This window comes from Streptomyces sp. KR55 (assembly GCF_052245645.1).
GTDB classification, from domain to species: domain Bacteria; phylum Actinomycetota; class Actinomycetes; order Streptomycetales; family Streptomycetaceae; genus Streptomyces; species Streptomyces flavusporus.
The window spans coordinates 1-12,715 of sequence record NZ_JBQQCE010000277.1 but is presented as its reverse complement, the minus strand read 5'-3'; the positions used below and the strand labels follow the sequence as shown (position 1 = coordinate 12,715).

10 protein-coding genes are annotated in these 12,715 nt (G+C 71.5%); 5 read left to right on the top strand and 5 right to left on the bottom strand.

Features of this window, described 5'->3' with window-relative positions:
- Positions 1-1,462: HEXXH motif domain-containing protein (locus ACTWQJ_RS32570; protein WP_443310100.1), on the bottom strand; the 1,462-nt coding region annotated here is incomplete at its 3' end.
- A 10-nt stretch (positions 1,463-1,472) separates the two neighbouring features.
- Positions 1,473-1,643, bottom strand: a complete 171-nt coding sequence (locus ACTWQJ_RS32565; protein WP_443310099.1) for a hypothetical protein — start codon at positions 1,641-1,643, stop codon at positions 1,473-1,475.
- A 186-nt stretch (positions 1,644-1,829) separates the two neighbouring features.
- Between ACTWQJ_RS32565 and ACTWQJ_RS32560 the strand changes: the two genes are divergently transcribed.
- From ACTWQJ_RS32560 to ACTWQJ_RS32545, 4 genes are all read left to right on the top strand, one after another.
- Complete coding sequence (locus ACTWQJ_RS32560) at positions 1,830-2,132, top strand: trypco2 family protein (RefSeq protein ID WP_224736702.1); 303 nt, start codon at positions 1,830-1,832, stop codon at positions 2,130-2,132.
- Between the two features lie 5 nt (positions 2,133-2,137).
- Positions 2,138-3,250 carry an effector-associated domain 2-containing protein gene (locus tag ACTWQJ_RS32555; protein ID WP_443310098.1) on the top strand — a complete coding sequence of 371 codons (1,113 nt, stop codon included), beginning with the start codon at positions 2,138-2,140 and terminating at the stop codon, positions 3,248-3,250.
- A gap of 129 nt (positions 3,251-3,379) precedes the next feature.
- Positions 3,380-3,547, top strand: coding sequence for a hypothetical protein (locus tag ACTWQJ_RS32550; RefSeq protein ID WP_443310097.1), 168 nt, complete (start codon positions 3,380-3,382; stop codon positions 3,545-3,547).
- Between the two features lie 17 nt (positions 3,548-3,564).
- Positions 3,565-5,388, top strand: a complete 1,824-nt coding sequence (locus ACTWQJ_RS32545; RefSeq protein WP_443310096.1) for an HEXXH motif domain-containing protein — start codon at positions 3,565-3,567, stop codon at positions 5,386-5,388.
- A gap of 25 nt (positions 5,389-5,413) precedes the next feature.
- On the opposite strand, the gene fxsT is transcribed toward ACTWQJ_RS32545, so the two are convergent.
- The 3 genes from fxsT to ACTWQJ_RS32530 form a co-directional block, all read right to left on the bottom strand.
- Positions 5,414-9,250: an FxSxx-COOH system tetratricopeptide repeat protein gene (fxsT, locus tag ACTWQJ_RS32540; RefSeq protein WP_443310095.1), complete on the bottom strand. Its 3,837-nt coding sequence runs from the start codon at positions 9,248-9,250 to the stop codon at positions 5,414-5,416.
- Between the two features lie 401 nt (positions 9,251-9,651).
- The gene (locus ACTWQJ_RS32535; protein WP_443310094.1) at positions 9,652-11,133 is read right to left on the bottom strand and encodes a VMAP-C domain-containing protein; all 1,482 of its coding nucleotides are present in this window, start codon (positions 11,131-11,133) and stop codon (positions 9,652-9,654) included.
- 345 nt (positions 11,134-11,478) lie between these two features.
- The gene (locus ACTWQJ_RS32530) at positions 11,479-12,246 is read right to left on the bottom strand and encodes an IS5 family transposase (RefSeq protein ID WP_443310093.1); all 768 of its coding nucleotides are present in this window, start codon (positions 12,244-12,246) and stop codon (positions 11,479-11,481) included.
- A 214-nt stretch (positions 12,247-12,460) separates the two neighbouring features.
- Here ACTWQJ_RS32530 and ACTWQJ_RS32525 point away from each other — a divergent pair.
- The coding region (locus ACTWQJ_RS32525; protein WP_443310092.1) for a hypothetical protein at positions 12,461-12,715 on the top strand (255 nt) is incomplete at its 3' end.

Sequence of the window (12,715 nt, the reverse complement as noted above, 5' to 3'; positions counted from 1 at the left end):
CCGTGGCACCGGGGTCGTCCCGCAGCCTCTCGAACCCGGCCGGGTCCGCCAGCAGCCACCTCGCCAGCACCGCCCGTGTGTCGAAGCCGCGCACCGGCCGCCCCGGGACGACCGTCGGCCCGTGGCCCGGCGCGACGGGCGGGGCCTCGTGGGGCCAGGCCGCCGCGAGGGACCGGACGGTGCCGCGGTCGGGTCGCAGGTGGTACGCCCGCCAGGTCGCGCGGTGGTCCGCGATCGCGAGGTCGGCCACGGCGCGGGCCCGTGCGTCCACCGGCTCCGCGAGCCACGGCTCCAGCCGTCCGGCGAGCTCGGCCACCAGGCGCCGCCCCAGGTCGGTGAGCCCGTCCGATCGGCCGATGGCGCCCAGCGCGTGCGCCGTCTGGGCGCGCCACAGCGCGTACTCGAACCGCCCGAGCGGATGGTCGCGCCGCCGCCAGAACGCGGTGACTCCGAAGAACGCGTACACCCCTTGGAGGAGCCCACCCAGCGGCCGGGGGTCGTCCCGCCAGGGGGCGTAGTACAGCCGGGTGTCCTGGTCCTCGTACAGGGTGAACAGGTGCATGAACGCGCTGAGTTTGTTGTGCTGGAACTCGTGCACCAGCGTCGAGGCGAACTGCTCGCCGTCGTCGGGGACCGACGCCACCGCCGTGCCGAAGGCGTCGCCCGAGGAGGCGCTGTGCGGCCGGAACCGCTCGGAGCGCGGGCGGGGAACGACGGACACCAGTCCGTCGGCCAGCGCCCGGGCCTCGTCGCGGTCGGAGGCGTGCAGGATGTCCCAGGCCGAGCCGAACAGCTCCTGCCACTCGGCGGCGGAGTCGAGCGGCTCGGGAACGCCGGGCGTGCGCAGGGCGCGATACGGGTCGATGTCGTCCAGGAGCAGCGTGCGTCCGTCGGCGCGCAGTTGGGCCGGCGCGTGCCAGTCCGGTCCGCCCAGCCGGCGGCCCGCGACCCGTACGTCCCCGTCGCGGGCGGAGACCTCGGCGACGGTCCAGTCCGGACCGCCGGGTACCCGCATGGCCCCGAGCGCGGGCAGCACGGCCCAGCCGTGCCGGACCGGGATGTCGGTACGGAACTCCAGGCCGGCGCGGACCGCCGCGCTCGCCGCGAGTGCGTGCAGGTGCCCTGTCTCCGCCCACAGCGGCGCGTCGTGGTCGGCGGTGCCGCGCAGCCGGCGCAGTGTGTGCGCCGCCCACATGCCGACGGCCGGATAGGACAGCAGCCGTTCCACCTCCGGCGCGGCCACGGACCAGGCCCGTGACAACAGCCGCCAGCCGTCGGCCGGCGGAGGCAGCGGACCGGTCGGTGCCGTCGCCGCGGCGTCCAGCAACGCCCGTACGACGAGCAGCCGCCAGCTGCGCTCGCTCGCGCGCAGGGCGTCCACCGTCGCGGGGCCTCCCCCGCCGCCCAGCAGTTCGTCGAACGACTGCGGTGACAGGACGTGGGGCCGGGCCGTCTGGTGCATGGAAGGATGCCTATTCGTCGCGCTGCGGGTTGTAGCCGCCGAGGCTGCCGGCCGGGTCGTCGATACGGCTGAGCAGGCGCCGCATGGAGCCCTCGGCGGACGGCAGGTCCAGGGCCGGCCAGAGGTCCAACGGGACGCCGCTGAGATCGATCAGCTCCGACTCGACTCCGGACTTCTTCATGACGCCGTCCCCATGACAGTGGAAGTGAGTGATGCGAACAATGCCTGATATATGCCGCTGTCTTACGGTTTCGACACTTTCCAGGCCGCTGGATGACCCTAATGCATCCGCGGCGTCACACAGATCCAGGAATGCGGAATGCACCCGGATCGAGTGAAGGAAGGGCGGTCCGGGTAGGGACCGGACGTGATTGAACTCGCCGAGCTGATAGAGGAGTTGCGCCGCGAGCTGACCGCGGCACGCACCGCCGCGCAGGGGGAGGACCTGTACTTCGAGGTGGGTCCGGTGGAGCTGGAGGCGGCCGTCGTCGTGGAGCGGTCCGCGACGGCGGGCGGGAAGATCCGCTTCTGGGTGGTGGAGACCGGCGCGGACGGCCGGATGGCGGACAGCGTCACCCACCGGGTGAAGCTGACGCTCGATCCGCGCACCCGCAGCGGCGGCGGACGTGCGCCGTGGGTGGGCGACGACGAGGCCGAGGGCGAGCGCTGAGCGGGGTGACTCGGGCGCGTCGCGGACTGGAGCCGGCCCGGGTGGCGGAGGTGCTGGTGCGCCGGCCCGAGGGCCGCGGCGCCGGACGCCGGGGTTCCGGCTACCGCGTCGGCCCGTCGTACGTCCTCACCGCCGCGCATGTCGTCCGTACCGCCGAGGCGGAGCGGCCCCAGGTGCACGTACGTTTCGAAGCCGACCGCCCCGGCGAGTGGACCGCACCCGCGCGCGTGGTGCTGGCCTCCGAGAAGGCCGACGTGGCGCTCCTGGAGCTCACCGGGCCCGTGCCGCCCGGTGTCCACGCGGCCGGGACCGAGCCGCCCGCGTACGGTGCCGTACCCGACACGGACGAGCTGCTGCCGTGCAGCGCGCTGGGCTTCCCGCGGTTCAAGCTGCGCGAGGACCGGATGCGCCGGCTCGACGACGGCTCACCCTCCCAGTACCGCGACTCCTGCCACGCCACCGGGATGATCTCGGTGCTGTCCAACCGCCGCGAGGGCACCCTCGAACTCGCCGTCACCCCACCGGAGTCGGACCCCGAACCCGACCGCTCCCCCTGGGCGGGCATGTCCGGTGCGGCGGTCTGGCATGACGGCACGCTGATCGGGCTGGTCAGCGCCCACCACCGCTCGGACGGTCTGGGCCGCCTCGCCGCCGTCCGCGTGGACCGCTGGTACGAGCTGCTGCCGAGGGCCGACCTCACCCTGCTGCACCGGTACGCCGGACTGCCCACGTCACCACCCGAACCGGCCGCCCTCACACCCGGCGCCGCGGGCCCCGGCAGCCTGGCGCACCTGCCGGACGATCTGCCGCTGCGGGAACTCGACGGACTGGTGAGCGCGTTGACCGCACTGCCCACGGTGAGCGACCGCACCACCCTGGCGCTGGTGCTGGGCAGCATCGATCCGGTGATCGCGGCCATGAGCCCCCGCTCACCGGCACTGCGTCCGGACGTGTTCGGGATCCTGCGCACCTGCCTGCGCTATCGCGGCACGTTGGACCAACTCATCGAAGCGATACGGTTGATGGAGGGCGACTCCGCCGGAGTGGCCCGTATGAACAAGGAGGCGGTGGAACTGTCCCGGCGCCACCGCGGAGGCGATGACGACGGGGGGCGATGACTTGATATCGCGTCACCGCGGCGGTGCGGGGTTTCATCGTCCTTGCGCCGGGTCATTATCAGGGGGATGTGAGCCGCCAGCATCCACAAACAGTCGGGGGGAAGGGGTTTGGCCGTCATGGAGCCGTCTGTGGCCACCGTCGAGTCCAGCCTGGTCGATCTCGCGGGGGTATCTCTTGAAACGCTGCGCTCCATTGACAGCCGAGCTCTCGCCGCGTCGCTGCAGGAGCTGCTGCCGGCACTCGACCACCAGTTGGCCAGCGTCGCCGGTGTCAACCCACCCGAGCGTTTCGACTGACCCCGCCGAGGCAGCTCATGAACGCTGAGCCGTCGCTGCCTCGTCATCACCTGCCGCCCGACAGCGTCGCCGAACTGATCCGCGGTGAGGGCGGCCCGGCCACGCTCGACCTCCTGCTCGATGGCGAACGGAGCCGCCGATTACTGCTGCTGCGGATGCTCGACGACGCCACGGATCTCGACCCCGCATGGGACCTGCTCAGCGAGGCGCAGCGCCGCGCTCCGCACGTCGTCGATGATCTGCTCATGTATCCGCAGACGGGCATGTGGCTGACCACCGCACTGCGCCGACTGCGCGGGACACTCCCGCAGGACGATCCGCCGCTGTCCGTGGTCCTCGGCCATATCTCCGCCCTGGCCGCCGCAGCAGCGCTGCGCGCGGAGTTGGACTTCGCCATCGATGTTCCCGTACGCCACGGCCGAGTGCCGCTGCCGACCCTCGGCTGCGCGGTGCTGCCCGCCACCGAGCCGTGGTCGACGGCCACCGTACGGGTCGCGGGCGGACGAGCAGTCGTGGAAGCGCCCGGGGCCTCGGTCGCCGTACCGCTTCCCCTCGGCTCGTCGGGACCCGGCTGGCATCCGATGCGCCGGCTCGCGGTCGGCCCGGCGGACCAACGGCTGGAAGTGGCGCTGGACGACGTGGACCCGTACCGCACGTATCCGCAGCCGACCGAGCCGCGCCCGCTGTCGGAGGAGGCTGCGGCGCAGTGGCGGCGGATGCTGGAGAAGGCCTGGCAGTTACTGCTGCGGGAACTGCCCGAGACAGCCAAGGCCATGCGCCGGGGGATGTTGTCGCTGACGCCGACCCCGGCAGTCGAAAGGTTTCGGCCGCGCAGCGTGAGCGCAGGGGACGCCTTCGGCGGCGTCGAGGCCTCGGAGCCGGACGACGCCGTCCAGCTGGCCGTCACCCTCGTACACGAGTTCCAGCACACCAAACTGGGCGGGCTGCTGCATCTGACGCCTCTGCTGGCACGCGGCTCCGACCGGAACACGGAGCTGTGGTACGCACCCTGGCGGAACGACCCCCGGCCTCTTGAAGGGCTGCTCCAAGGCATCTACGCGTTTGTGGGGATCACCCGCTTCTGGCGTCGGCACTGCCAGGCGACACCCGCGCAGACCGCCATGGCGCACTTCGAGTTCGCGCTGTGGCGGGCCCATGTGGCGACGGCGATGGAGCAGGTTCACCGCAACCCTCGCCTCACGCCGCTCGGCGCGGCCCTGCTGGACACTCTGCGCGACCACTGCACGCAGTGGCTGTCGGAACCGGTTCCCGAGGAGCAGCTGGCCCTGGCCCGGCTGTGCGCCGCCGACCACATGGCCCGCTGGCGGGCCCACCATCTGCGGCCCGCCGCACCGGCCGTGGCGGAGGCCGTACGGGCCTGGCGGGCCGGGGCGAGCGGACCGCCCGGCTCCCTGACGGCCGAGCCCGAGCTCGTACCCGACCCCACGGCGTGCTGGCTGGACAGCCTGGCAATACTCGTCCGCTACCGCCTCGCCACCGCGGACGCGGACCGGCAGGGATCCGAGCATTCCGAGGATCCGGAGAAGGCCGCGGCCCGCGTCACCGGAGCGCTGCCCGCCGACGCCCTGCTGGTGGCGGGGGACGCCGGGGCGGCCCGGCACGCGTACGTGGCCCACCTGGCCGTGGAGCCGGGCCGGGCCGCCACGTGGGCGGGCCTGGGCCAGGCGTTGGCCATGGCCGGCACGGACCCGGCGGCGGCCCAGGTGCTGTGCCGAACTCCGGAACGCGCCCGCTCAGTGCACGAGGCCGTACTCCGGACGGGCGGCACGGCCCCCGACCCGGTTCGCCTTGCCGCCTGGCTGGGCGCGCCCCCCGCTTGACGTCCGACGGACGCTTCGGTACCTCCTACATCGGCATCGGGTCGATGTCGCAGTTTGCGCGTTCCCGGGCTCGTGTCTGAAGCGTCGCCGGGTGCGGGGCGGGCTCGGCGGAGCGCAGCCGCGGGCCGTCCAGGACGCGCTCCATGCGCTCCAGGACGTCCGCGTGCAGCGCCTCGCCCTCCGTCTCCCGGCCGACGGCGATGAGGTCCAGGGCGAGGTTGCCGGCACCCACCAGCGTGGTCGGATGATCCTCACCCAACCGCGCCCGGCACAGCGCCACCGTCTTTTCCCCGAGCTGCCTGGCCTGCTCCACCTGTCCCAGCGCACTCAGGTCGCTCGCGAGGTTGATCGCGCAGGCCAGCACGATCGGGTGACTCTCCCCGAGGCGTCGGGTCAGGGACGTCAGCGCTGCCTCGTCACGCTCCCTGGCCTCCTCCACCCGGCCCAGCAGCCGCAGCGTCACCGCCAGGTCGACATCGGCGGCCAGGACATGCGGGTGGTCGGGGTGGAAGACCTGCCGGAACCGCTCGCTCGCCCGCTCGCCACCGAGCCTGGCCGCCTCCAGCTCGCCGTTGTGCCGCAGCGCCACCGAGTGAGCGAGGGCGGCTGTCAGGGACTCCGGGTGCGTGTCGCCGTACCGACGGGTGAACTGGTCGAACGACTCGCGCGCCAGTTCCAGCGCGGTGACGTGGTCGCCCTCCTTGCGGCAGGCCTCGCTCAGCTGACGCACCGACCGCAACGTCGTGGGGTTCCCGGCCCCGAAGGTCGCCCGGAATCCGTCGACGACCGCCTCCTGCAGCGACCGCGCGCCGACGTAGTCGCCCGCCTCGCGCACGTCGACGGCGATGCTCGCCTCGGTTGCCAGCGCCTGCTGGTGATCGCGGCCGAACAGCCGGATCTTCATCGCGTGCGTCTGCCGGTCCAGCTCCAGCGCACGCTGGAAGTCGCCGACCAGCCGCAGACTCACTCCGAGGTTGTGGGCGGTGACCAGTGTGGTGGGGTCGTCGTCGCCGAAGGCGCGCCGAGCCCGCTGATAAGCCATCTCGTCGAGTTCGGCACCGGCGGCGAAATCCCCCTGATGACGGCGTACCGCGGCTTCGAGGTTCAACGCCACCAGTGCGTCCTCACGGGTGTCCTCCTGGTCCGCAGGCGCGGTGCGGGCGTAGACGTCCTTGAGTACGGAGACGACCTCGGAGGCGTCGTCGAGGCGTCCCACCATCAGGTACAGGAAGCCCAGCCACCAGCCCATCAGGAGCGTCTGCTGGTCCTCGTCCCCGTGCAGCCGCCGCCAGGTCTCCCAGGCCTGCTCCGAGAACTCACGTGCGACCCTGTGGTCACCCCAGTACCACAGGTACTTGGCGACGTTCATCACCAGCTCGCGCACCCACGGCTGCTCGGACTCGATGGCATGGGACGCGATGACATGGCCGTACAACTCGGCGTAGCGAGGCCAGTTGACTGAACGGGTGGGCCCCTTCGGGTCGGCCGCGGCAAGCAGTGTGTGGGCACCGTTGCGCATGCGCTGCTGTTCCTCGGGGGTCATCCGGTTGATGAGCACGGCCTGCACCAGGCGGTGCATCTCGATCGAGTTGGTCCGGTGGTCGATACGGGCGAGGGAGTAGCGGTTGATCTCCCGAATGGCGCGGGCCAGCCGCATCGGGTCGTTGAGGGCCCGGTCCAGCTCGGGGTCGATCCTGGACCCGCCGAGCCCGGAGAAGATGGACCGCGAGATGGGGTCCGGCGCGAAGTAGGAGCAGAGCTGGAGCAGGCGCAGGGCGGTGAGGCTGCGGGTCTCGAGGTGGTCGAGGGAGACGTTCCACGCGGCGGCGACCGGGAGCTGGTAGTCCGGCGGCGGGGACACCTCGAGGAGCTCGCTGCGCTTGTGCTCGAACAGCCGCAGGTACTCCGACACCGGCATCCCGGTCTCCGCCCGCCAGGCCGCGGCCTGTTCCAGGGCGAGCGGGAGGTCACCCAGGGCGTCGGCGAGGCGGTCCGCCTCGGCGTCGTCGAGGTCGTCGGGGCCGGAGCGGCGCAGCAGCTCCTTGCTCTCCTCGCGGGTGAACACGTCGACCTCCAGCGACGGTCCCACCACGCTCCAGCGGCGGTTGCGGGAGGTGACGAGGATGGTGCCGCTGCCCCCGGTGGGGAAGTAGTCGCGGACCCGCTCGGGACTGTCGGCGTTGTCGAAGATCAGCAGCCAGCGGGAGTACGGCCGCCCCTCCCGCAGTGCCTCGCGCACCGCGGGTCCGGCGATGTTGGCCTCGGACGTGGTGACGAGGCCGAGCCGCTGGGCGAGTTCCACCAGGGCCTGGCCGATCTGGCCGGGGCGCTCTGCGGGGATCCACCAGACGATGTCGTACTCGGACTGGTGCCGGTAGGCGTACTCGATGGCCAGCTGGGTCTTGCCGACACCGCCCATGCCGTGGATGGCCTCCGGCAGCACGGTCGTCGTCGTGCCCTCCCGCAGGCGCTCGCTCAGTCGTTCGAGCAGATCCACGCGACCGGTGAAGTTCGGGTTGCGTGGGGGGATGTTGCCCCAGATGCGCGGCTGCGTCGAACGCCCGCTCTCCACCGCGGGCTCCTGCTGCGTGGTGGACATGGCCGTGGCTCCTTCTGCAGTTGTCTCGTGCGCGCGAGGGGCTGGGTGCCCGGGGCGTGGACCCGCGCCTTTGCGCAGGTTAACGGTGTTCTTGCGGTCGTAATCGCGCAGTGCGCGGGCGAGTCGCTCGGCTTGTGGCAGGAAGCGTCCGGACAGAGCACGCAGCGCGGCCAGTTCGACGCGCAGGAACGCCACGTTGTGCCGGGTCACCGGCGGGACACGGGCCGCCTCGAGCGGATCGCCGGCCGGCTCGGTGCCCTGCGGGGCGAGCAGCACCCGTACGTCGTGCAGCACCCGGACGGTGTCACGGCGGCGGGACAGCGCCAATAACTCCTGGCGGTTGTCCGCACCGAAGGTGAAGGCCACGCCGGCCGCGCGCTCGGCATCGCCGCTCGCCGGCCGCACCAGTCCGCTCATCAGCAGCTCGGTGAGGTGGGCGGGCCCGGCGCCCGGCACCGACGCGGTGAGCGCCGTCATCACCGGCAGCGTCAGCGGGGCCGCCGCCAGCCGGGTGGCGAGCGCGAAGGCGGTGGGCGAGGCGGCGGCGCGGAACTCCGAGACGCGCTCCCGGGCGGGGACGGCGCTGTCGGGGTCGGGGACGTCATGGACCCAGGGCACCGCCCGCGCGGCGTCCGCCCGCCGCTTCCAGTCACGGGCGCGGACGCCGGACATCTCCGTCCACCCGGTCGCACGCCCGGCCACCAGGTCGACCCAGCAGGACAGGGAGCGCTCGGTCGGTTCCAGGACGGGGACCGGCACCACGCCGGCCCGGGCGGCCGCGTCGTCGACGGGTTCGAGGGGGGACGTGCGCAGTTCCCACCGCAGGGAGTCGTTCGGCGCCCAGGGGTGTGCGGCGCTCAGGCGCATACGGTGCACGTCCAGGCCGGTGCGGAACCACAGCCGCTGCGGCAGCAGATGCAGCACGGCGAGCGGCTCGGACCGGCCGAGTTCCCGCAGCAGCGGCAGCACCGCGCCCGCCCGCCAGCCCGCGGCCAGGCCGTCGGTCAGCACCAGCACCACCCGGTACCGGGTGTCGTTGGGGGGCAGGTGATCCAGCCGGATCCGGGTCGGCTCGGTGTCGTCCGAACTCAGGAGCCGCACGGTGGTGATCGGGCCCAGCCGCTCCTGACGGGCGAGGCCGTCGGCCAGCCGGGCGATCGTCGCCGCCCAGACGCTCATGCTCACGTGGTCGTCGACGACGAGCAGGACGGCCGGGCGGTCGGCCGGGTCCGACGGCTCCAGTCCGTTCAGGGCATGCAGCACGCCCTCGAATAACGTGTCGTCAGAAGCCGGTACGGATACGGGTCGTGGGACGTCGTCACGCTGCATAAGCGCCCTCGGAGCGTCCAGTGCTGCCCGAACACGGAAGGAGGGCGGAGGAGGAGTCCCGCAGTCCGCGGGCATGCGTGACATCCACGTTGCCAAGCCTGGCAGTGGTCTGCTTGCGGTGCAAGACGGGAGTCCACCGGGGGGATGACGGGAGGGATCACAAGTCGACTGTCGGGAACGCGCCCCCGGTGGTGTGGAGTACGCAGGACGTCCGCTGGGGCCGTCTCGACCACCAGCGTGACACCCCGTCAACCCCCCGCGCAAGACCGTCGCAATCCGATCCCCCATCGGTAATCGCGGCAGGATCGACTCGGCCTGTGCCTCGTTCCGCAGGGTCATGGCCCGTACCCCGGCCCGGGCGGCCCCGGCTTGCGGTCGGGGTCGTCGAGCAGAATGGCCAGGTGGCGGCCCACATGCTGGTCCCAGCCGTCGGGCCCGAGCGCCAGAGCCTCTTTGCGCCACTTTCCGATGCGTTCCGCGAGACTCCCGAGCCCCCGGTCCTGCAGTATTTCGCCGATGGCGTCCTGGAACGACGGATCCGAGCAGTCGCTGCGATGCCAGACCATCGCGGGTACGCCGGCCCGCAACCCGGCCAGGACCTCCCGCCGGCCGGTGCCCGAGTCGTCGCCGGGCGGCTCGCTGAGCACCAGGCAGACCGCGTACCGGTCCTCCTTCAGCTCACGCTCCAGATGGAAGAAGTACGTCTCGTCCTGCTCCGGACGGCTCCAGTGCGGATGGCTGTCCGCCGGGCGCTCCCGAAGCTGGCGCCACTTGTTGTGCCAGGGCCGGTGCCACGCGGCCCGCTGCAAGCGCTCGAGGCTGCGCACCACCACCGGGTAGTCCAGCGCCAGCGGGGTGGGCGAGTCGGAGTCGGACTCCTTCGGCCACCACTCGACGGGCTCGTTCAGCAGCTCCCACGGCAGGATGAACTCCAGGAGGACGGGCTGCCGCAGGTCGGCCCATCTCTCCTCGACCTCCTCTATCAGCCTCTCCACCGCGCCGGGGAGCTCCTCCCGGTGCAGGTGGACGGTCTCGCCCCGCACGGGGTGCCAGCCCTCGGGATCGGACTGGCGCCAGTGCGACAGGTAGAAGCGGTCCGCCTCGACCCGGTCCGGCTCGAACTGGATCATCAGATACGCGGGGACGAGCGAGGGCGCGGCCTGCGGGAACTCCGAGTGCTGCCAGTCCGCCAGTGCGCCGTCCAGCCGCAGGGCGTGGGCCTGGCTGCGGGTGAAACGGCGCAGCACCTCGGCGGCGTCGGCCCGGCTCTCCGCCACCAGCCGGTCGGCACACAGCGCGAGGAAGGCCATGCTGGGCGGGAGTTCACCGTTCGGGGAGTTCTCCCCCGCCAGCCGCAGGAAGACCTGCCACCCGGTCCGGCACCAGGGGGGCAGTTCCTGCACCCGGGAGCGGCTCGCGCGGCGCGCCATGGTCGCCAGGTCCGGGGAGTTCATCGACAGCAGGACGGACCGTAACGGACGCAGATCGGCGTTGTTGAAGAAGTCGACGGCCTCCCACTCGTCCACCAGCGGCCACAGAGTGGCGACCGTCGCCGACTGCTGCTCCACGTACTCCAGGGACCGCACCAGACAGGCCAGCCCGTCGCCGACCTCGGTGCACGCCTTGACAATCTGCAGCAGCCAGGGCCGCAGCCGGTCCCCGCCGAACGGCTCCACGGGCGAGGCCAGCTCGGCCGCGAGCATCTCCCGCCAGATCTCACGGCTGCTCGCCTGGTTCACCGTGGCCGAGCCCTGCAGCGCGTCCACGATGGAGACGACCAGCTCGTTGCGGACCCGTTCCGGACTGCGCCCGTTCACCCCGTTACCTCCAGACAGCCGGCGCGGTTCCCTGATGGTGCCGACCAGAGTACGGCCGTGGAGGGGGGCAGTGCAGGGGAAGCGCGGGTCACCGGCACGGTCGGCCCGGGATCCGCACTGTTCGGAGCTCCCTGTCGGATTCGAACCGACGACCTTCGCTTTACAAGTTCCCACCGTCCTTGCCCTGGTCAGAGCCTTGCCGAGGCTGCATGCCCTGCGAGATGCGTGACGGTGTCACGAAGATCTCTGATGTTCACCCCTGTTGCCGTCAATGACTGCCGTCAGGTCCGCGGCGGCAGGCGCTGTGCTCTCGACCTGTCCCAGCACCGTGAGCCTTTTCCATCCTCAGTCTGAGCTGGCCAGATGGAGGGTGAGGACAGCTTGGACGAGGCTCGTGATGATCCGGGTCGTCGAGCAGCGGAGCTTGCGCAGGAGCCGCCAGGACTTGAGGGTGGCGATGGCTTGTTCGACCAGTGCCCGGACCTTCGCGTGGGACCGGTTGACGGCCTGCTGACCGGCGGAGAGACTGTCCCACCGGCCGCGGTAGGGGAGACGGACCGCGCCGCCTGCGCCCTGGTAGCCCTTGTCCGCCCAGCAGTTGATGCCGGCCTCGGCGAGTGCGTCGATGATGCCGTGCTCGCGTGCAGCCCGGACGTCATGGACGGCACCGGCCAGGGCCGGTGAAGCCCACAGGGGACGACCCTTCGGGTCGGCTAGGACCTGCACGTTCATGCCGTGCTTCTTGTGTCTGCCTGAGCAGAAGGGACGGTCTGCGGCGATCCGGTCGATCGGCAGAATCGTCCCGTCCAGGATCAGGTACGCCTTCATCGACGCGGCCCGTACTGCTTCGGCGAGCATGGGGGCGAGGGCGGCCAGGAGCTCGATGGCCTCGGTGACGTACCGGTAGACGGTGGTGGTGCCGATCCCGAAGCCGGCCGCGAGCTGGGCGTAGGGCTGGCCGTTGCGGAGGTGGGAGAGGGTGAGCAGGGCCTGTCGGCCCGCGCTCAGGCGCCGCCATCGGGTGCCGAGAGCGCGCCGACGTTCCCTCAGGCGGGGGGCAAGAAAGCGGAGGGCAGAGCTGAACACGTCGACGCCGGACGGGTAGACAAGCATGCGAAGCCTCTGGTGGAGACGGTTCTCTTGGTCGAAAACCCATCTACCAGGGGCTTCATCCGTCTGTCAGGCCAACTGCCCAGCCGACGCGGGGAGATCGGAAAGGGCCCAATGCCAGCCTCCTCCGCATCTCGGGGAACCTCAACGCGATAGCCGGGCCACCAGCCTGCCCGGACCGCGAAAACCTCCACCGCCTCCAGCCACAAAAGGGTCCGTGAGCAAGCTGACGGGCCATCATGAACAAATCGAGGCTGGGCGAGCACCGAGTAGCTGGACGCAGGAATTCTGCCACACACGCAGCACGAAAAGCGGGACCTGCAAAGCTTCCGGCGCGTCGCCGCACCAAAAGCACATCTGGCTGACCCTCTGTCACTGTCACCACTCGACAGTGCCGAAACTGGCACATCGCAGCTTTCATGTCTTCGGAGCAGATGGAGACGTGACAGTTCAGGCGGGTCATGCATTTCGG

Bases quoted from the DNA above. Each gene is read 5' to 3' on its own strand.
- ACTWQJ_RS32565 (WP_443310099.1), bottom strand. From the start codon at position 1,643: ATGAAGAAGTCCGGAGTCGAGTCGGAGCTGATCGATCTCAGCGGCGTC.
- ACTWQJ_RS32545 (WP_443310096.1), top strand. From the start codon at position 3,565: ATGAACGCTGAGCCGTCGCTGCCTCGTCATCACCTGCCGCCCGACAGC.
- ACTWQJ_RS32530 (WP_443310093.1), bottom strand. From the start codon at position 12,246: ATGCTTGTCTACCCGTCCGGCGTCGACGTGTTCAGCTCTGCCCTCCGC.